The organism is Curtobacterium sp. MMLR14_002 (assembly GCF_001864975.1).
Classification (GTDB): Bacteria; Actinomycetota; Actinomycetes; order Actinomycetales; family Microbacteriaceae; genus Curtobacterium; species Curtobacterium flaccumfaciens.
In genome coordinates, this window is the sequence record NZ_MJGT01000001.1 from 127,923 (window position 1) to 146,545 (window position 18,623).

At 72.4% G+C, this 18,623-nt stretch carries 16 protein-coding genes; 11 read left to right on the forward strand and 5 right to left on the reverse strand.

Translation table 11 applies throughout. From position 1 onward, the window contains the following. Positions 1–11 precede the first annotated feature (11 nt). The gene (locus tag BIU91_RS00575; RefSeq protein ID WP_071403987.1) at positions 12–845 is read right to left on the reverse strand and encodes a Sir2 family NAD-dependent protein deacetylase; all 834 of its coding nucleotides are present in this window, start codon (positions 843–845) and stop codon (positions 12–14) included. Positions 846–1,114: 269 nt separating this feature from the next. Between BIU91_RS00575 and BIU91_RS00580 the strand changes: the two genes are divergently transcribed. After that, positions 1,115–1,933, forward strand: coding sequence for an RNA methyltransferase (locus BIU91_RS00580; RefSeq protein WP_071403769.1), 819 nt, complete (start codon positions 1,115–1,117; stop codon positions 1,931–1,933). On the opposite strand, the gene BIU91_RS00585 is transcribed toward BIU91_RS00580, so the two are convergent. Genes BIU91_RS00585 through BIU91_RS00595 form a run of 3 tightly spaced genes read right to left on the reverse strand, consistent with a single transcriptional unit; the run spans position 1,930 to position 5,356 of the window. Then, complete coding sequence (locus BIU91_RS00585) at positions 1,930–3,558, reverse strand: AtzH-like domain-containing protein (protein ID WP_071403770.1); 1,629 nt, start codon at positions 3,556–3,558, stop codon at positions 1,930–1,932. The two genes, BIU91_RS00580 and BIU91_RS00585, sit on opposite strands and share 4 nt — an antisense overlap. Further along, positions 3,555–4,682: an acetamidase/formamidase family protein gene (locus tag BIU91_RS00590; RefSeq protein WP_071403771.1), complete on the reverse strand. Its 1,128-nt coding sequence runs from the start codon at positions 4,680–4,682 to the stop codon at positions 3,555–3,557. Before BIU91_RS00590 ends, BIU91_RS00585 begins: the two co-directional genes overlap by 4 nt. Then, entirely contained in the window at positions 4,679–5,356 is a 678-nt protein-coding gene (locus BIU91_RS00595) for an FCD domain-containing protein (protein WP_071403772.1), read from the reverse strand. Before BIU91_RS00595 ends, BIU91_RS00590 begins: the two co-directional genes overlap by 4 nt. A 147-nt stretch (positions 5,357–5,503) precedes the next feature. On the opposite strand from BIU91_RS00595, the gene BIU91_RS00600 reads away from it, so the two are divergent. Genes BIU91_RS00600 through BIU91_RS00615 form a run of 4 tightly spaced genes read left to right on the forward strand, consistent with a single transcriptional unit; the run spans position 5,504 to position 10,116 of the window. Further along, positions 5,504–6,799 (forward strand): amidohydrolase family protein, encoded by a 1,296-nt coding sequence (locus tag BIU91_RS00600; RefSeq protein ID WP_071403773.1) that lies wholly within the window; start codon positions 5,504–5,506, stop codon positions 6,797–6,799. Beyond that, positions 6,792–7,442 carry a DUF1097 domain-containing protein gene (locus tag BIU91_RS00605; RefSeq protein ID WP_071403774.1) on the forward strand — a complete coding sequence of 217 codons (651 nt, stop codon included), beginning with the start codon at positions 6,792–6,794 and terminating at the stop codon, positions 7,440–7,442. Before BIU91_RS00600 ends, BIU91_RS00605 begins: the two co-directional genes overlap by 8 nt. Positions 7,443–7,467: 25 nt before the next feature. Then, a complete protein-coding gene (locus tag BIU91_RS00610; protein ID WP_171907744.1) occupies positions 7,468–8,700 on the forward strand; it encodes a D-alanyl-D-alanine carboxypeptidase in 1,233 nt (410 codons plus the stop codon). Positions 8,701–8,742: 42 nt separating this feature from the next. Then, entirely contained in the window at positions 8,743–10,116 is a 1,374-nt protein-coding gene (locus BIU91_RS00615) for a serine hydrolase domain-containing protein (protein WP_071403989.1), read from the forward strand. Positions 10,117–10,268: 152 nt separating this feature from the next. Here the strand turns inward: BIU91_RS00615 and BIU91_RS00620 are convergent, their stop codons facing one another. After that, the gene (locus BIU91_RS00620; protein ID WP_071244716.1) at positions 10,269–11,063 is read right to left on the reverse strand and encodes an SGNH/GDSL hydrolase family protein; all 795 of its coding nucleotides are present in this window, start codon (positions 11,061–11,063) and stop codon (positions 10,269–10,271) included. Positions 11,064–11,086: 23 nt separating this feature from the next. On the opposite strand from BIU91_RS00620, the gene BIU91_RS00625 reads away from it, so the two are divergent. The 6 genes from BIU91_RS00625 (at position 11,087) to BIU91_RS00650 (ending at position 18,619) form a co-directional block, all read left to right on the forward strand. After that, a complete protein-coding gene (locus BIU91_RS00625; protein WP_071403775.1) occupies positions 11,087–12,250 on the forward strand; it encodes an acyl-CoA dehydrogenase family protein in 1,164 nt (387 codons plus the stop codon). A 268-nt stretch (positions 12,251–12,518) separates the two neighbouring features. Beyond that, a complete protein-coding gene (dinB, locus tag BIU91_RS00630) occupies positions 12,519–13,763 on the forward strand; it encodes a DNA polymerase IV (RefSeq protein ID WP_071403776.1) in 1,245 nt (414 codons plus the stop codon). Positions 13,764–13,954: 191 nt separating this feature from the next. Beyond that, entirely contained in the window at positions 13,955–15,745 is a 1,791-nt protein-coding gene (locus tag BIU91_RS00635; RefSeq protein WP_071403990.1) for a DEAD/DEAH box helicase, read from the forward strand. 7 nt (positions 15,746–15,752) lie between these two features. Beyond that, positions 15,753–15,962 (forward strand): hypothetical protein, encoded by a 210-nt coding sequence (locus BIU91_RS00640; RefSeq protein ID WP_017887301.1) that lies wholly within the window; start codon positions 15,753–15,755, stop codon positions 15,960–15,962. A 32-nt stretch (positions 15,963–15,994) separates the two neighbouring features. Then, a complete protein-coding gene (locus tag BIU91_RS00645; protein ID WP_071403777.1) occupies positions 15,995–17,323 on the forward strand; it encodes an FAD-dependent oxidoreductase in 1,329 nt (442 codons plus the stop codon). Between the two features lie 156 nt (positions 17,324–17,479). Further along, complete coding sequence (locus BIU91_RS00650) at positions 17,480–18,619, forward strand: zinc-dependent alcohol dehydrogenase (protein WP_071403778.1); 1,140 nt, start codon at positions 17,480–17,482, stop codon at positions 18,617–18,619. The last annotated feature ends 4 nt before the right edge of the window (positions 18,620–18,623 follow it).

Here is an 18,623-nt window from a genome sequence, read left to right on the forward strand (position 1 = left end):
GCCGCGACCCGCTAGTCGGTCGACGCCGCCGCGCTGAGCCGCTCCGCCAGGTGCACGAGCGTCTCGGTGGTGCCGGCGTCGAGCTTGACGGCCGCCCGACGGTCACTGCGGGTCTCGCCGCGGTTCACGATGACCACGGGGTTCTTGCGGCGCGCAGCGTGGTCGACCAGCCGCACGCCCGAGTTCACGGTGAGGGACGAACCGACGACGAGGAGTGCGTCGGCGTCGGCGACGATCGACACGGCCTCGCGGAACTTCTCGGCCGGCACGAACTCGCCGAAGAAGACGACGTCCGGCTTCAGGTCGCCGCCGCACACGGTGCACGCGGGCACGACGAACCGTTCGACGTCGGTGATCTCGACGTCACCGTCCGGCTGCAGCTGCACGGACCCGGGCTCGTCGATCCAGGGGTTCTCGCGGTCGATGGTGGCGGCGAGGTCGGAGCGGGAGAACACCTGCCCGCAGCGCAGGCACACGGCGCGGTCCATCGAGCCGTGGATCTCGACGACGCGGCGGGAGCCGGCGCGCAGGTGCAGGCCGTCGACGTTCTGCGTGATGACCCCGGCGACGATCCCGGCGTCCTCGAGTGCGGCGAGCGCCCGGTGTCCGTCGTTCGGCACGGCGGCCGCGAAGCTCCGCCAGCCCAGGTGGGATCCGGCCCAGTAGCGCTGGCGCTTCGCGGGGTCGGCCAGGAACTCCTGGAACGTCATGGGCTTGCGCACCACCCGCCCGGCACCGCGGTAGTCGGGGATGCCGGAGTCGGTGCTCAGACCGGCACCGGAGAGCACGGCGATCCGCTTGCCGCCGAGCACCTCGACGACGCGGTCCAGGTCGTCGGCGGTCACCGACCCGGCGGCCGCCCCGGTGGTCGGTCCGGTCGTCGACGCAGCATCATCCAGCACCCTGTTCACGGTACCCTCAACACCCGACCGTCCCGGTCGCTTCCCAGGCGGAGCGCATCCTCGGCGGACCCGCCCGGCGGCAGCCCGGAGCAGCCCGTCGGCAGCCCGGACCCGCGCCGGCCCAGGCCCGTCGGACCCGCGCCGGCCCAGGCCCGTCGGCCCCGGCCCGCCGAACCCACGCGCCGCCTCCCCACCACACCGAAACGAGCCCCGTGCACCCCGTCCGCATCGACTCCCTCGACGATCCCCGCCTCGACGACTTCGCCCGTCTGACCGACGTGGCACTCCGCCGGGTCTCGGAGCCCGAGGGCGGCCTGTACATCGCCGAGTCGAACACGGTCATCGAGCGTGCGGTCCGCGCCGGGCACGTGCCGCGGAGCATCCTGGTGCAGGAGAAGTGGCTCGACAGCGTCCTGCCCCTGGTCGCGGAGCACGACGGGCCGGTCTTCGTCGGCGCGGACGCCCTGCTCGAGGAGCTCACCGGCTTCCGGATGCACCGCGGTGCGATCGCCGCGATGCAGCGTCCCGAGCTGCCGAGTGTCGCCGACGTGGTGCGGGACGCGAAGGTCGTCGTCGTGCTCGAGGACATCGTCGACCACACGAACGTCGGCGCGGTGTTCCGCAGCGTCGCCGGCCTCGGCGCCGACGCGGTGCTCGTCAGCCCGCGGTGTGCCGACCCGCTGTACCGCCGGAGCGTCCGGGTGAGCATGGGCACGGTCCTGCAGGTGCCGTGGACCCGCATCGGCGATTGGCCCGCGGCTGGTGAGGAACTCCGCGCGCAGGGCTTCCACCTGGCCGCGATGGCGCTGACCGACGAGTCGGTCGACCTCGACGCCTTCGTGGCGGACCTGCCCGACAAGGTCGCGCTCGTGATGGGCACCGAGGGGCAGGGGCTGACGCCGGCCGCGATCGCCTCGGCCGACACGACGGTCCGGATCCCGATGGCGCACGGCGTCGACTCGCTCAACGTGGCCGCGGCGAGCGCCGTCGGTCTGTGGGCGGTCACCCACGCCCGGCGGCTCGCCTCCTAGCGCACCACCGAGACGGTCGGGAGGCCCGGGGCGGCCTGGTCCGGCAGCATGCGCCCGGCACGGATCACCAGGGCACGGTCGGTGGCCGGCCCGCCCACCAGGCAGACGCCGACGGGCGCGCCGTCCACGGTCAGCGCCGGTGCACTCACCGCGGGCAGGCCGCCGACGCTCGCGAGCGCGGTCATCGCCGTGGTGGCGGTCCGGGTGCGCTCGAGCGCATCGGTGTCCGCGTCGAGCAGGGGTGCGGGTCCGGGCACGGTCGGGAACAGCAGGGTCCGACCGGCGAGGGCACGGCGGATCCTCGTACGGACCTCGTCGAGGCGTCCGACGGCGTCGGCGGTCGCGTCGGGGTCGTTCGCGCGTGCCGCCCGGAACCGGTCACCGACGACGGGGCTCAGTGCGCCGGGGTGCGCGTCGATCCAGGGGCCGTGGGCGGCGAGTGCCTCGGCGGCCTGGACGAGCCGCATCTGCTCCTGCAGTGCTGCGGGGTCCGGGATGCCGAGGTCGCGCAGCCGGACGGTCGCGACGGGTTCGTCGAGTGTCTCGACGAAGGCGGTGAAGGACCGGGCGACGGCCGGTTCGACGAGTGCGACGAGTTCCTCGGGGACGACGAGCACGGTCGCATCGGAAGCCCCTGCCGACGCGGGCGGCGGCACGGTGGCGTCGAGGGCGGCGAGCAGCACACCGTGGCTCCGCGTGAGCCACCCGACGGTGTCGAACGACGGCGCGAGCGGGAGCAGCCCCTCGCGGGACACCGTGCCGTGGGTCGTCCGGAGGCCCCAGAGTCCCTGGTACGAGGCGGGGACCCGCACCGATCCCGCGGTGTCCGTGCCGATCCCGATCTCGGCCGTCCCGAGGCCGACGGCCGATGCGGATCCGCTGGACGAGCCTCCAGGCAGTCGGGTGGGAGCCGCGCTGTTCGGCGGCGTGCCGTGGTGTGTGTTCCGGCCCGTCAGGTTGTAGGCGAACTCGTCGGTGCGTGCGATCCCGCGGATCGAAGCGCCGGCGGCGAGGAGCGCGGCGACCGCTGCGGCGGGCGCGGTCTCGACGGGTGCCTCGCGCAGGTGGGTCGGGTTGCCCGCGCCGACCGGCTGGCCGGGGACGGCGTAGAGGTCCTTCACGGCGACGCTCAGGCCGTCGAGCGGTCCGGAGGCGGTGGGGGCGACGAGCGGGTCGCCGACGGCCCGCCAGACGGTGGTGTCGACGGCCTTCGGGCGGCCGGTGACGTGGGCCGCCTCGATGCGCCAGCGGGGGCGGGCACCGGTGTCGCCGTCGTTGGTCTCGCGTTCGCTGCTGTCGCCGTCGCGGCGCCAGAGCTGGGTCTGGAGGCCCTGCCCACCCGCGGCGAACCGGGACACCGACACGACGAGGGCGCGGTCCTCGGTCAGGGGGCGGACCTCGACGTGCGTCAGCGACCGGGTCGCGACCCCGCCCCGTGCCCCGCGGAACGCGCTGATCGCGTCGTGCCCGACGAGCAGGCCGCGGTCGTCGCCGCGCATCGTGCCGGGGGAGTCGACGAACGCGGCGTCGAGGGCGTCGAGGTCGTTCGCCAGCAAGGCGGCCTCGTAGGCGTCGAGCGCCTCGAGCAGTCCGTCGGGTGCCGTCGACGTGTGCGGCGCGGTCATCGGGCGGGCTCCTCGAAGTCGGCCTTGCGGATGCGGGCGTGGACCCCGGTGACCAGGTCCACCACCTGCGAGATGTTGAAGTCGGTCGCGGCCGACAGGTACGCGTACGCCAGGTGGCGTTCCATGCCCCAGCGCGAGCCGAGGATCGCGACGGCGTGCCGGACGCACTGCCGGACGGCCTCGTCGAGGTCGGGGTCCATGCCGGTGGGCACGAGGAACTCCTGCGTCTCGGCGACGGGCCAGACCAGGTCCCCGAAGCGCGCGGCGGCCTCGGCGGCCGGGGTCAGGTCGAAGCGGATCGTCGCGCGGAGCGAGGCCTCCATCGCGGTGAGTGCCACCTCGCCGTCGCCCTGGGCGAAGTGCGGGTCACCGACGTGGGCGAGCGCGCCGGGGACGAGCACCGGCAGGTGCAGCTGCGACCCGGCCTGCAGCAGGTTGACGTCGATGTTGCCGCCGTGGCGACCGGGCGGGACGGAGTGCAGCCGCTCCCCGGGGGTGGCGACGCCCATGATCCCGAGGAACGGGGCGAGGGGGAAGTGTGCGAAGCGGTCTCCGGCGGCGGTGAGCGGGATACGGCCCCGCCGGCCCTGGTCGGTGTCCACGACGTCGGCGAAGACGCTCACCGTCGTGCCGTCGACCGGGAACTCATCGTGCAGGGCGCCGCGGCCGTGCCGGTTCGACACGACGCCGTAGTGCACGCGGGGCAGGGTCTCGAGGACCGTCATCGTCAGCACGTCACCGGGACGGGCACCGCGCACCGCGATCGGCCCGGACACCACGTGCGGTCCGTCCGACGCGGGGTCGCGGTGACCGGAGCGGGCGATCGCGACGGCGTCGGCGAGGACGTGCTCCGGAGCGACGCCGTGGTCGCCGAACCAGGCGACGGGGTCGCTGCCCTGGTCGGGGAGGATCCCCTCGTGGCTCACGGTGTCGATCGTGACCGACTCCCCGGGGCCGATCGTCAGGGCCGGGGTGTCAGCCTCGCTCGGCAGCCGGCCCCACAGGACGGTCTCCGGGTCGACGGGCAGGGAGTGGTCGCCGCGGACGGGTCCGGTGCCGGGCTGCAGGGGCGCCACCGCGGGGGCGGTGGTCTGGTGTGCAGTGGTGCGGTGTGTGGTGGTCATCGGTCCGTCCTCCGTTCGACCAGGTGGGCCACGTCGGCGAGGTGGTCGGCCATCGCCCGCGTCGCGCCCGCGACGTCGTGCTCCCGGATCCGCTCGAGGATCCGCTCGTGCCACTCGAACGACGACCGGCGCCCCTCGCTGGTGCTGTGCGAGCGGGCACGGACGTCCTGCACCCAGCCGCTGCTGAGCTCGCACAGGGACACGAGCAGGGGGTTCCCCGAGGTGCGGGCGACCTGCACGTGGAAGGCGACGTCCTGGGCGAGCGACTCCTCCGGGCTCAGGCCCGCGTGGGTGGCGGCGAGGATGCGCTCCAGGGTGAGCAGGTCGGCCTCGCCCGCCCGCGCCGCCGCGAGTCCGGCGACCTGCGGCTCCACCACGGTCCGGAACTCGGCGACGTGCTCGGCCCGGTGGTCCAGGTCGTCGCGGTGGTGGTCGAGCAGGGCGGACGCTTCCTCCGGCCGCGGCAGCACGACGGTGCCACGACCAGGGGTCCGGGAGACCAGGCGACGACGCTCGAGTTCCTGCAGCGCCTCGCGGATGGTCGTGCGGGACACGGCGAGGTCCTCGGCGAGGGTGCGTTCCGGCGGCAGCTTGTCGCCGGGCTGCAGGTCGTCGAGCACGAGCGTGCCGAGGTGGGCGGCGGTCGCCGCGCTCAGGGTCCGTCCACGGTGCATGCCCTCGACCGTAGGGCCGGTTGGTCTGCTTGGTTCATTGGTACGACCATCTTTTACACGGCCGTCACACGCGGCGTCGGAACCCGAAACACGGCGGGCGAATGGTGGAGCACGTCCCACCCGCACCGACCGGAAGAGGGGTTCGACGTGGACCTGGTCCTCACCAACGCACGGCTGACCGACGGCCGATCCGTCGACGTCACCATCGCCGACGGCGTGATCGTCAGCGTGGCCGACGCGCTGCCCGGTGCCGCCGCTCCCGCTGGTTCCGCTCGCGTGGTCGACTGCGCCGGACGTGTGCTCATCCCCGGGCTCATCGAGGCACACCTGCACGTCGACAAGGCCCTGCTCGACCGGGAACGCCCGAACCCCGACGGCACCCTCGCCGGCGCCATCGCCGTCACGGGGGAGCTCAAGCGCGGCTTCACCCACGCCACCGTCCGCGACCGCGCCCGCACCCTGCTCGACCAGGCCATCACGAACGGCACGACGCTCGTCCGCGCACACCCCGACGTCGACCCGATCGTCGGGCTCACCGGCGTCGAGGTGCTGCTCGACCTGCGCGACGAGTACCGGGACGCCCTCGACCTGCAGATCGTCGCGTTCCCCCAGGAGGGCATCGCCAAGGCACCGGGCACCCTCGCGCTGCTCCGTCAGGCGCTCGCCGCGGGGGCGGACGTCATCGGGGGCTGCACGTACAACGAGCACACCCTGGCCGCGTGCCACGAGCACGTCGAGACCGTCCTCGACCTCGCCGAGGAGTTCGGGGTGCCGGCCGACCTGCACGCCGACTTTGCCGACGACACCTCCGACCCGCGGTACGCCCTCGCCGGGCACATCGCCGACCGCGTGACCGCCCGTGGGCTGCAGGGGCGGGTGGCGCTCGGGCACGTGACCTCGGTCGCGAGCCTGCCCCGCGGCGAGCGCCGGGCGTTGTTCGTCCGTCTCGCAGCTGCCGGGGTCGCCGTCGTGCCGCTCCCCGCGACCGACCTGCACCTGGGGGGACGGTCCGACGACCACGACGTGCGGCGCGGGGTCGTGCCGGTCCGCGAACTCTGGGACGCCGGGGTCACGAGCGCCTACGCGTCGAACAACGTCCGGAACGCCTTCACCCCGTTCGGCAACGCCGACCTGCTCGACGTCGGGCTGCTCCTGGCGCAGACCGGGCACCTGTCCGGCCCGGACGACCTGGGACGGGTGCTCGCCATGGCCACCACGGGGGCGGCCGAGGTCGTCGGCGTCGCGGACACCCACGGCATCCGGCCCGGTGCCGCCGCCGACCTCGTGGTGCTCTCCACCACCGACCCGGACGGCGTCCTGCTCGACCGGCCGGACCGCGCCCTCGTCCTCAAGCGCGGCCGGGTCGTCGCCGAGACCACCCGGACCACCCGCCTCACCACCAGCCGCACCACGAACCGATCGAAGGAACTCAGCCATGCGTGAACGGATCCCGCACGAGATCGTCGCCTCCGTCCTGGCCGGTGCCACGGCGTTCATCGGGGGCAACGCCCTGCACCTGCCGACCTGGGCGATCTTCATCAGCTGGGCGGGGATGTTCCTGCTCGGCAGCAAGCCGACGCTGCGGAACGCCACGCGCCTGTGGGCCGCGATGCCGATCGGGTCGGCGTTCGGCCTGGTCATCGTCCTGCTCGACCAGCGGTTCGGCACGCTGTTCGGCGAGGGGCAGGCGGCGCAGAACACCGTCCTGGCGCTGCTCATCCTCGTCGTGAACTGCGCCCTGATGTACACCGGTCGCACGAAGCTGTTCGGGCTCGTCCCCGGCATGTTCCTCGGGTTCGCCTCGTTCTTCGCGACCTGCTTCGGCGGCTTCGGGTTCGACCCGGGGAACGCCTGGGCTGCCTGGGTGTCGGTCGTGCTGATGAACGCGCTCGGGCCGGTGTTCGCCTACCTGTCCCGCCGCCTGACCTTCGCCCGGGCCGAGACGACGGGCTCGGCCGGTTCGGCCGGCTCGTCCGACCCGGCCGCTTCGGCCGACCCGGTCGCCGCGACCGACGCCGGCGGCGCAGCGGCCCCGCCTCCTGCTCCGGAACGCCAGCCCGACCAGCCCGTCGCAGCCTCGGCCTAGGAGCGGACCGGTACGCTCGGGTCCCGTGTCACGAGTCGTCCGCCGCCCCCGCTCCGCCGTCCGGAGGCCGATCACGATCTCGGTGGTCGCCGTCCTGCTCCTGGTGGCCGGGTACCTCGTGGCCGCGGCCGTCGTACCGTTCGGCCCAGCGAGCGCCAGCACCACCACGTACTCGGCACCGAAGACGACCGTCCCGGCCCTGAGCTTCCCGGGGTACGGCGCGACCGCGGTCGAAGCCACGGACTTCCCGGAGAGCCTGCGCACCAGCGGTGACACGAAGCCCCGGTCGATCGCGAGCATCACGAAGGTCGTCACGGCGCTCGTGGTGCTCGACGAGAAGCCGATGGCCGCGGGGGAGTCCGGCCCGTCCATCCGCTTCACGAAGCAGATGGAGAGCCTGTACGCCAAGTACGCGGCGCAGAACGGCGAGGTCGCCCCGATGCCCGCCGGCCTGAAGCTCACCGAGCACCAGACGTTCCAGGTGATGCTCATGAAGTCGGCGAACAACTACGCCGGCGCACTCGCCATCTGGGCCTTCGGCTCGATCGCCGCCTACGAGCACGCGGCGAACGACTGGCTCGACGAACACGGCCTGGACGACACCACGATCCACGAGCCGACCGGCCTCGACCCGGACAACACCTCGACCGCCACGGACCTGGTCGAGCTCGGGCAGCTCGCGCTGGCGAACCCGGTCGTGAAGGACATCGTCGGTACCCAGGACGTCACGATCCCGACGGTCGGCGAGATCGAGAACTCGAACAAGCTCCTCGGGCTCGACGGCATCGAGGGGATCAAGACCGGCACCCTCGACGAAGCCGGCGCCTGTCTGCTGTTCGCGGCGACGTACGAGCGCGGCGGCAGGGACGTCACCGTCGTCGGCGTGATGCTCGGCGGTGTCGACCACGACTCCCTCGACGTCGACGTGCAGCGGTTGCTGCGGTCCGTGGCGGACAACTTCCAGGTGGTGACGCTCACGCACCAGGGGCAGACCTTCGGCACCTTCTCGACCCCGTGGCAGGACGAGGCCGACGCGGTCACGACGAAGGCTGCCGAGGTGCTCGTGTGGGGCAAGACCACCGTCACCGCGAAGGCGAAGCTCGAGCAGGTGACCTTCGGCACGAAGGGCGAGCGGGTCGGGCAGGTGCGGTTCCGCATCTCCGACCACGACCCGGTCACGGTGCCGCTCGTGCTCGAACGCACGATCGACGACCCCGGCGTCTGGTGGCGCTGGACGAACCCGTTCCAGGGGGCGTGACGCCCGTCGGCCGCCGACCGTAGAGTCGGTCGGGTGACGACGATGACGACGTTCCCCCGGACCACCCCTGCCGCCCTCGGCATCGATCCCGGTGGTGTGACCGCCCTGCTCGACGCCCTCGAGTCCACGCCCGGCGTGGAGCCGCACAGCATCATGCTGCTGCGGCACGGCCAGGTCGCGGCCGAGGGCTGGTGGCAGCCCTACGCCGCGGACCGCGTGCACCTGCTCTACTCGCTGAGCAAGAGCTTCACCGCCGCCGGGGTCGGCATCGCCGTCCGGGCGGGCCTGATCGACCTCGACGCGACCGTGCTGTCGTACTTCCCGGAGCTCGACGCCGACGTCACCGACGAACGCAGCCGCCGCATCCGCGTCCGGCACCTGCTCGCGATGGCGAGCGGCCACCGCGAGGAGACGATCGACCGCGCCAAGGCCCTCGACCCGACGAACACGGTGCGCGGGTTCCTGCTGCTCCCGCCGGACGAGGAGCCCGGCACGGTCTTCGCCTACAACCAGCCGTGCACGTACACCCTCGCCGAGATCGTCCGGCGGGTGACCGGCGGGTCCCTCGTCGCGTGGCTCCGCCCGCACCTGCTCGATCCGCTCGGCATCGACGACCTCGCCTGGCGCCGCGACGACACCGGCGCGGAGCTCGGCTACAGCGGGTGCTACGCGCCGACCGACGCGGTCGCCAAGCTCGGCCAGCTGTACCTGCAGGGCGGCGTCTGGAACGGCGAGCGGATCCTCGACGCCGACTGGGTCGAGCAGGCGACCAGCACGCAGGTCGCCAACCCGGACGAGGCCAACCCCGACTGGTCCCAGGGTTACGGCTTCCAGTTCTGGATGGCCCGCCACGGCTTCCGCGGCGACGGCGCCTACGGCCAGTTCTGCATCGTCCTGCCGGAGCACGACGTCGTCCTCGCGATGACCGGTCAGAGCCTCGACATGCAGGCCGTCCTCGACGCGGTCTGGGAACACCTGCTGCCCGCCGTCGACCGCGCGTCCGACGCGGCATCGGCATCCGCCCTGGAGGCCCGGCTCGCCTCCCTGGGACTGCCTCCGGTCCAGGGTGGTCGCCTTCCGGAGCACCTCGCCGACGTCGAGCTCCGGTTGCGTCCCCGCGGGATCCTCGATGCCGTCACGTTCGCCCGAGGTGCGGACGGGATCCGCCTGACGATCACCGACGACGGCCGGTCGGAGTCCGTGCCGCTCGGCGAAGGACGGTGGGCCGTCGAGGGCGCCCTCGCGGCGAGTGCGGCCACCGAGCCGGAGGGCAGCGTGCTCGTCGCGGTCCGCTTCCTGGAGACCCCGCACCTGCTGCACCTGCGCGTCGACCTCGACGCGGGCACGCTCGGTGCGAAGTGGAAGACCGAGCCGCTGCACGACGGTCCGATGACGCTCCGTCGCCCGGCGGACTGACCTGCGCCGACCACACCGCGCGCACGACGCGGTTCGCGGCGCGCACGATCCGGTTCGCGCCCCGGTGTCGTCATCGCGCCCTGGGGAGTCGGGGCGCGATGACCGTGGTGGGGCGCGGTCGGGGAGGCGTGCGGACTCGGACGGGCGTCTGGCTACGGGGTGTCGGAGGGGTGCTCGGTGACGATCTGCAGCTCGGGCCGCTTCGCCGACACCCCGTCGCCGGACGAGGTGTGCTTGATGCGCCGGACCACCCACGGCACCAGGTACTCCCGGGCCCACCCGAGGTCCTCGGCGCGGGCCTCGCGCCACGGGCGTGCCTCGAGCGGGTCCGGGTTGAACGGTTCGAGCCCGTGCGGCACGCCGAGGGTGTCGAGCACCGCCGCGGCGATCGTCGAGTGACCCATCGGGGAGTGGTGCAGGCGGTCCGGGGCCCACATCCGCGGGTCCCGGAGCACCCGGAGTGCCCACATGTTCGCCACCAGGGCACCGTGCTTCAGGGCGATGGCGTGCAGGTTCTCGTTGTAGATCGCCGTCTTGCCACGGACCATGCCGAGCACCGGGGTCATCCCGACGTCCGGGCCGGTGAACAGGACGACGGTGGCGCCGTCGCGGCGCAGGTCGGCGACGAGCCGGTCCACGCGCTCGGCGAGCTCGTCCGGGTCCGAGCCGGGGCGTATGATGTCGTTGCCGCCGGCGGACACCGTGATGAGGTCCGGGTGCAGGGCGACGGCGGCCTCGGCCTGCTCGTCGATGATCTGCTGCAGCAACCGCCCGCGGATCGCGAGGTTCGCGTAGGCGAAGTCGTCGGTCTGGTGTGCGAGCACCTCGGCGACGCGGTCCGCCCAGCCGCGGTTGCCGCCCGGGACGGTGGGGTCGGGGTCCCCGATGCCCTCGGTGAACGAGTCACCGATCGCGACGTACCTGGTCCAAGGATGACGATCTGACACGTCCCGGACCCTAGTCTCGTGGCATGACGAAGGCCAACACGGACGCCGTCGGCTGGTCGGTGCCGGACGAGCTGCTCGACCGCATCGCCGAGCGCGCCCCGGGCTACGACGCCGCGAACGCGTTCTGCACCGAGGACCTCGACGAGCTCCGCGCCGCCGGCTACCTACGGATCGGCGTCCCCGTCGAGCAGGGCGGGGCAGGCCTCGGCCTCCGCGCCACCGCGCGGGTGCAGCGCGCCCTCGCCCAGGCCGCACCGGCGACGGCACTCGGCCTCGGCATGCACCAGGTGTGGGTGCAGGCGGCCCGCGCCGTCCGTGCGCGAGGCGAGTCGTTCCTCCAGGCCGTCACCGACCACGCTGCGGACGACCACCTGCTCGCATTCGGGGTGAGCGAACCCGGCAACGACGCCGTGCTGTTCGACTCGTCGACGACCGCGGAGCCGGATGGCGACGGCGGCTACCGGTTCACCGGGACGAAGGTCTTCACGTCCCTCGCACCGGCGTGGGACGTCATGAGCGTCTTCGGCAAGGACACCTCGGGGCCGGAGCCACGGCTCGTGCACGGGTTCGTCCTGCGGTCGGACGGCGACGTCGAGCACCTGGACGACTGGGACACGCTCGGGATGCGCGCGACGCAGAGCCGCACGACGAAGCTGCTCGGCGTGCACGTCCCCGCCGACCGCATCGTCCGGTCGCTGCCGGTCGGACCGAACCAGGACCCGCTCGTGTTCGGGATCTTCGCGTCGTTCGAGCTCCTCATCGCGTCGGTGTACGCCGGGATCGCGGAGCGGGCGATCACGCTCGCGGCGGCCGCCGTGGCGGGGCGGACCGCGGCCGACGGCACCCGGCGGTCGCAGGACCCCGACGTGCGCCGGGCGATCGCCGACCTGCGCGGTTCGGTCGACGCGATCACGCTGCAGGTCGACTCGCTGGCGCGGTCGGTCGACGAGCTCGACGACCTCGGAGCCCGCTGGTTCCCGCTGCTCGTCGGCACGAAGGCCCGGGCCGTGGACACCGCGCAGCACGTCGTGGACGAGGCCATGCGCGTCGTCGGCGGCTCGGCTTTCCGGTCGTCGAGCGAGCTGGCGCGGCTGGCGCGTGACGTCCGGGCGGGGCAGTACCACCCGTCGTCGCGGGACTCCGCGGCGCGGACGATCGCGGCGTCGGTGCTCGGCCCGCTCGGCTGAGCGCTGTGCTCCTGGCTGCCTGGTGCCTGGTGCCTGTTGCGAGGTTGGCGTGGCCGCGCACGGTGCGGAGTCCGTCGGCCGGTGCGAGCTTGGTCGCTCGGTGCTGCCCTGTGGCGCCGCACCGTGCAACCAACCCGGCACCGAGTCGCGAAGGGCGCACGGTGCGACGGCGGGCGAGCAACCCCGCACGACGGGACGAACCTCGCACCGAGCGGCCGCGAGCACGCCCGGGCACGGCGATGTCGGCGGTGCCTGGCATCATCTCGGTGTGAGCAAGCAGGACGGACGGAACCGCCTCGTCTCCGACGCACCGGTGGACGACGTCTCGGCGACCGTGCTGCACGTCGACATGGACGCCTTCTTCGCCTCCGTCGAACTGCTCGACCGCCCCGACCTGGTGGGGCTGCCGGTCATCGTCGGACACGACTCCGACCGCTCCGTCGTCACCGCCGCAACCTACGAAGCCCGTCGCTACGGCGTCAACTCCGCGATGCCGATGGCCGTCGCCAAGCGACGCTGCCCGAACGCCGTCATCGTCGAGCCCCACTTCGAGAAGTACCGTGCGAAGTCCGCCGCGGTGATGGCGATCTTCGACCGGTTCACCCCGCGGGTCGAGCGCCTCGGCATCGACGAGGCGTTCCTCGACGTCGCCGGCGCCCTCCGCCTGTACGGCACCCCGTGGCAGATCGGCCAGGCCATCCGCCGCACGGTCCTCGCCGAGACCGGTCTGCACTGCTCCGTCGGGGCGGCATCGACGAAGTTCGTCGCGAAGCTCGCCTCCAGCCGGTCGAAGCCGGACGGCCTGCTCGTGGTGCCCGCCGCCGACACCGTGGCGTTCCTGCACCCGCAGCCCGTGTCCGCGCTCTGGGGCGTCGGCGGCAAGACGCAGGAGACGCTCGAACGCCGGGGCATCCGCACGGTCGGCGACTTGGCGAACACCCCGCTCGGGTCACTGGTGTCGGCACTCGGCCCGGCCGGTGGGCAGCGGCTGCACGACCTCTCCTGGGGCCGCGACCCCCGCGTGGTCGACACCGGCGTCGGTGAGAAGTCGATCGGGCACGAGGTCACGTTCGGCCGCGACCTGACGGAGCGCGACGACGTCGCCCGCGAACTCCTGCGCCTGGCCGACAAGGTGGCCGTCCGCCTGCGCCAGGCCGACGTGCAGGCCCGGACCGTGGCGCTCAAGGTCCGGTACACCGACTTCACCACCCTGACCCGGTCGCGCACGCTGGCGGAGCCCACCGACGTCGCGAAGCGCCTGCACCGCGAAGCCGTCGAGCTGTACGACGTGCTGCACCGACCGGGCAACCAGATCCGGCTGATCGGGGTGCGCGGCGAGAACCTCGTGCCCGCGGCCGCGAGCAACGCCCTGTGGGACGACGACGCGCCGTGGCGCGAGACCGAGACCACGGTCGACGCGGTCGCCGCACGCTTCGGCGCCGGCGTGCTGCGACCGGCATCCCTGGTCCGCCGGACCGCTGACGGCGGCGTCCCGCACGCTCGGCAGGACTGACGGTGGCGGTAGAATCGGGTTCAGTGAGCGCAGCGGAGTACGAAGACCAGCAGCCCGCCACGCTGTGGGCGGAGTCGGGTGACGACCAGTCCGGCGCAGGCGGATCGTCGCCGACGCAAGACGGCACCCAAGCGCACGACGGCACCCAGGCGCACGGTGACGCAGCCCGTGCCGAAGCCGATGCCGCGGCCCTGGCCGAAGCGGCCGGCAACTCGGCCGTCCAGCACCTGTCGCCGGCGTTCCCGGATCGGGCCGCCTGGGGCACGGCCTCGAAGCTCCGCGCCTGGCAGATCGAAGCGCTCACGAAGTACTTCGAGAAGGAACCCCGCGACTTCCTCACGGCCGCGACCCCCGGCGCCGGCAAGACCACCTTCGCGCTGCGGCTGGCGACCGAGCTCCTCGCCCGTGGCACCGTCGACCGCATCGTCGTCGTGGCCCCGACCGAGCACCTGAAGCGCCAGTGGGCCGACTCCGCCGACCGTGTGGGCATCCGGATCGACCCGATGTTCAAGAACGGCGACGGCATGTTCGGCCGGCACTACCAGGGCGTCGCGATCACCTACGCCCAGGTCGGCATGAACCCCGAGGTGCACAAGCGCATCACCGAGGGCGGCCGCACCCTGGTCGTCCTCGACGAGGTCCACCACGGTGGCGACGCCCTGACGTGGGGCGACGGCATCCGAGAGGCGTTCTCCGGCGCCACCCGCCGGCTCTCGCTGTCGGGGACCCCGTTCCGGTCCGACACCGCACCGATCCCGTTCGTGCAGTACGCCCCCGACGAGCAGGGCATCCGCACCTCGATCTCCGACTACAACTACGGCTACGGTCGCGCGCTGAAGGACGGCGTCGTCCGCCCGGTGCTGTTCATGGCGTACGCCGGACAGATGCGCTGGAAGACCCGGATGGGCGACGAGATGTCGGCTTCCCTGGGCGAGCAGGTCACGAAGGACATCACGGCTCAGGCCTGGCGGACCGCGCTGTCACCCGAGGGCGAGTGGATGCCGGCCGTGCTCTCTGCCGCCGACAAGCGCCTGACCGAGGTTCGCCGTGGTGTGCCCGACGCCGGCGGCCTGGTCATCGCCACCGACACCACCACGGCGCGCGCCTATGCCCGGATCCTGCAGCAGATCACGGGGGAGCGTCCCACCGTGGTGCTGTCCGACGAAGCCGCCGGGTCGAGCCGCATCAGCGCGTTCGCCGACGACACCTCGCGCTGGATGGTGGCCGTCCGCATGGTCTCCGAGGGCGTCGACGTCCCACGGCTCTGCGTCGGCGTCTACGCCACGAGCGCGAGCACGCCGCTGTTCTTCGCCCAGGTGATCGGCCGCTTCGTGCGTGCCCGCCGCCGCGGTGAGACCGCGAGTGTCTTCCTGCCGAGCGTCCCCGGCCTGATGGCCCTCGCCGCCACCCTCGAGCTCGAGCGCGACCACGCCCTCGACCGCCCGAAGGACGCCGACGACGGCATGTACAACCCCGAAGACGCGATGGTCGCCGAGGCCAACAAGGAAGACCGCGCGTCCGAGAGCCTGCTCGAGGTCCAGCCGTTCGAGGCACTCGACTCGCAGGCGTCCTTCGACCGCGTCCTCTACGACGGCGGTGAGTTCGGCACCGGCGGCGAGGTCGGTTCCCTCGAGGAGCTCGACTTCATCGGCATCCCCGGGCTCCTTGAACCCGACCAGGTGCGCGACCTCCTGCGCGCGCGACAGGCGACGCAGGCGAAGCGCTCCAAGGGCCGCACGGCCAAGGACGGCATGCCGAAGCCGCCCGAGCCCGACCGACCGATGTACATGACGATCAAGGAGCAGCGCACCGAACTCGCCCGGCTCGTGTCGATCTGGTCCCGGCACTCGAACGAACCGCACGGATCGATCCACGCCGAACTCCGGCGGATCAGCGGTGGCCCGGCGGTGGCGCAGGCGAGCATCGAGCAGATCCAGAAGCGCATCGACATCCTGCGCTCCCGCATCGGCGGACGACGGTGACCCCGGCGTGATCGAGCCGGTCGACGACCGCACCTGGTACGTCAAGCGCGACCCCGAGGCGTCCCCCGAGGCGATCATCGACCGCTTCGGCGGCGGCTACCGACTGCGCCGCTTCTCGCTCACCGAGTCCCGCCGCACCCCGCACGGGGTGTTCACGGGGCCCGAACTGGCCGAGACCGCGTGGTGGCGGCTCCGCGACAGGCCGCGGAACTCATGACGCGCCAAGCCAAAGTCCGGTAGACCGGAGGAATGGCAGACTCGATCCCTCACGTCCTCGTCCTCGGCGGCGGCTCCGCTGGCTACACCACGGTCAAGCAGCTCCAGAAGCACGCGGCCACGGTGCCCATGCGCATCACGCTCGTGGACCAGAACACCTACTACACGTACCTGCCGTTCCTGCCCGAGGTCGCCGGTGGACACATCGCGCCGAAGGACGTCACCGTCGAGCTGCGCCGTGCACTGCGCAAGACCCGGGTGATCCAGGGCAAGGTCACCGCGATCTCCTCGGCGGACAAGACCGTCTCGATTGCGACCGCTGGCGGCGACGACCGCACTCTCGGCTACGACCACCTCGTCGTCGCCCTTGGTTCCGTCACCCGCACCTTCCCGACCCCCGGGCTCGAGGAGTACGGCGTCGGCTTCAAGAGCGTCGAAGAGGCCGCCTACGTGCGCGCCAAGCTCCTCGACAACATCGCGAAGGCCGCCGCCACCCGTGACGAGGACGAGCGTCGCCGTCTGCTGACCAGCGTCTTCGTCGGCGGTGGCTACACCGGCGTCGAGGCGATCGGCGAGCTCTTCGACGTGTCGCAGGCTGCCATCAAGACCTACCCGTCGCTCGCCGGTGAGCAGCCCCGCTGGGTGCTCATCGACGCCCTCGACCGCGTCGCGCCCGAGGTCGGCCCCGAGCTGTCCAAGTGGACGCTCGAGTCGCTCCGCGCCCGCGGCATCGACGTCCGCCTGAAGACCACGATGCCGAGCGCCGAGGGCGGTGTCGTCAAGTTCTCCGACGGCGACGAGTTCGCCACCGGCCTGCTCGTCTGGACCGCGGGCGTCAAGCCGAACCCGCTCCTCGACGCCTCCGACCTGCCGCGCGGGCCGAAGGGCCACCTCGCCGCGAACGCGAAGCTCCAGGTCGAGGCCGAGGACACCCACCAGGTCGTCGAGGGCGTCTGGGGCCTGGGTGACGTCGCGCAGGTGCCCGACCTGACCGCCGACAAGCAGCCGGCGTTCTACCCGCCGAACGCGCAGAACGCCGTGCGCCAGGCCGCGGTCGCCGCCGACAACATCGTCGCGACCATCACCGGCAAGCCGCTCGAGGAGTACCGCCACCCCTCCATCGGCACCGTCGCGTCGTACGGTGTCGGCAAGGGTGCCGCGAACATCAAGGGCATCAAGATGACCAACCTGCTCGCGTGGCTCGCGCACCGCGCGTACCACGTGTACGCGATGCCGACCCTGAACCGGAAGGCCCGCATCATCATCGGCTGGATCACCGGTGCGGTGTCGGGTCGCGACGCGACCTCCCTGATCAAGGAGACGGACCCGCGACGCAACTTCGTCGAGGCGTCGAAGAGCTAGACGCCCCCAAAGATCGGACGGGAGGCGCGGTGCCAGTCGGCACCGCGCCTCCCGTCCGTCTGTGCGGACGCCCACCCCTTGTCCGCCATCTGCGGTCCTGGGTCCGTTCCAACGTGGCGCGCGCCAGCGTGGACGCGACGAACGAGAGGAGCGTCCATGCGCGCCATGACGTACCGCGGCCCCTACCGGGTCCGCGTCGAGGAGAAACCGGATCCCCGGATCGAGCACCCGAACGACGCGATCGTCCGGGTGGAACGGGCCGCGATCTGCGGGTCGGACCTGCACCTGTACCACGGCATGATGCCCGACACCCGGGTCGGGCACACGTTCGGCCACGAGTTCATCGGGGTGGTCGAGCAGATCGGCTCGTCCGTCGAGACCCTGTCGGTCGGCGACCGCGTGATGGTCCCGTTCAACATCTTCTGCGGCACGTGCTGGTTCTGCGCCCGCGGACTCTTCGCGAACTGCCACAACGTGAACCCGAACGCGACCGCGGTCGGCGGGATCTACGGGTACTCGCACACCACCGGCGGGTACGACGGCGGGCAGGCGGAGCGCGTGCGGGTGCCGTTCGCCGACGTCGGACCGCAGGTGATCCCGGACTGGCTCGACGATGACGACGCCCTCCTCATGACGGACGCACTGAGCACCGGCTACTTCGGGGCGCAGCTCGCGTCGATCCGCGAGGGCGACACCGTCGTGGTGCTCGGTGCCGGGCCGGTCGGACTGTTCTCCGCGGCGTCGGCGTGGTTCATGGGAGCCGGCCGGGTGATCGTCGTCGACCAGCTCGAGTACCGGCTCGAGAAGGCCCGGAGCTTCGCGCACGCCGAGACGATCAACTTCGCCGAGGTCGACGACGTCGTGCTCGAGATGAAGAAGCAGACCGACTTCCTGGGTGCGGACAGTGTGATCGACGCCGTCGGAGCCGAGGCGGACGGCAACTTCACCCAGCAGGTCACCGCCTCGAAGCTGAAGCTGCAGGGCGGGTCCCCGACGGCGCTCAACTGGGCGATCGACGGTGTCCGCAAGGGCGGCACGGTCTCGGCGATCGGTGCGTACGGGCCGATCCCGAGCGCGGTGAAGTTCGGGGACGCGATGAACAAGGGCGTCACGATCCACACGAACCAGGCGCACGTGAAGCGCCAGTGGCCGCGGTTGCTCGAGCACATCCGGGCCGGGCACTTCAAGCCGAGCGACATCATCACGCACCGCATCCCCCTCGAACACATCGCCGAGGGGTACCACCTGTTCTCGTCCAAGCTCGACGGTTGCATCAAGACCGTCGTCGTGCCGTGAGGAG

What these genes read in the sequence shown, in the direction of transcription:
- BIU91_RS00590 (WP_071403771.1), bottom strand. Translation starts at nt 4,682, where the DNA reads ATGACCACCACACACCGCACCACTGCACACCAGACCACCGCCCCCGCG.
- BIU91_RS00625 (WP_071403775.1), top strand. Translation starts at nt 11,087, where the DNA reads ATGACGAAGGCCAACACGGACGCCGTCGGCTGGTCGGTGCCGGACGAG.
- BIU91_RS00645 (WP_071403777.1), top strand. Translation starts at nt 15,995, where the DNA reads ATGGCAGACTCGATCCCTCACGTCCTCGTCCTCGGCGGCGGCTCCGCT.
- BIU91_RS00585 (WP_071403770.1), bottom strand. Translation starts at nt 3,558, where the DNA reads ATGACCGCGCCGCACACGTCGACGGCACCCGACGGACTGCTCGAGGCG.
- BIU91_RS00615 (WP_071403989.1), top strand. Translation starts at nt 8,743, where the DNA reads ATGACGACGTTCCCCCGGACCACCCCTGCCGCCCTCGGCATCGATCCC.
- BIU91_RS00605 (WP_071403774.1), top strand. Translation starts at nt 6,792, where the DNA reads ATGCGTGAACGGATCCCGCACGAGATCGTCGCCTCCGTCCTGGCCGGT.
- BIU91_RS00650 (WP_071403778.1), top strand. Translation starts at nt 17,480, where the DNA reads ATGCGCGCCATGACGTACCGCGGCCCCTACCGGGTCCGCGTCGAGGAG.
- BIU91_RS00595 (WP_071403772.1), bottom strand. Translation starts at nt 5,356, where the DNA reads ATGCACCGTGGACGGACCCTGAGCGCGGCGACCGCCGCCCACCTCGGC.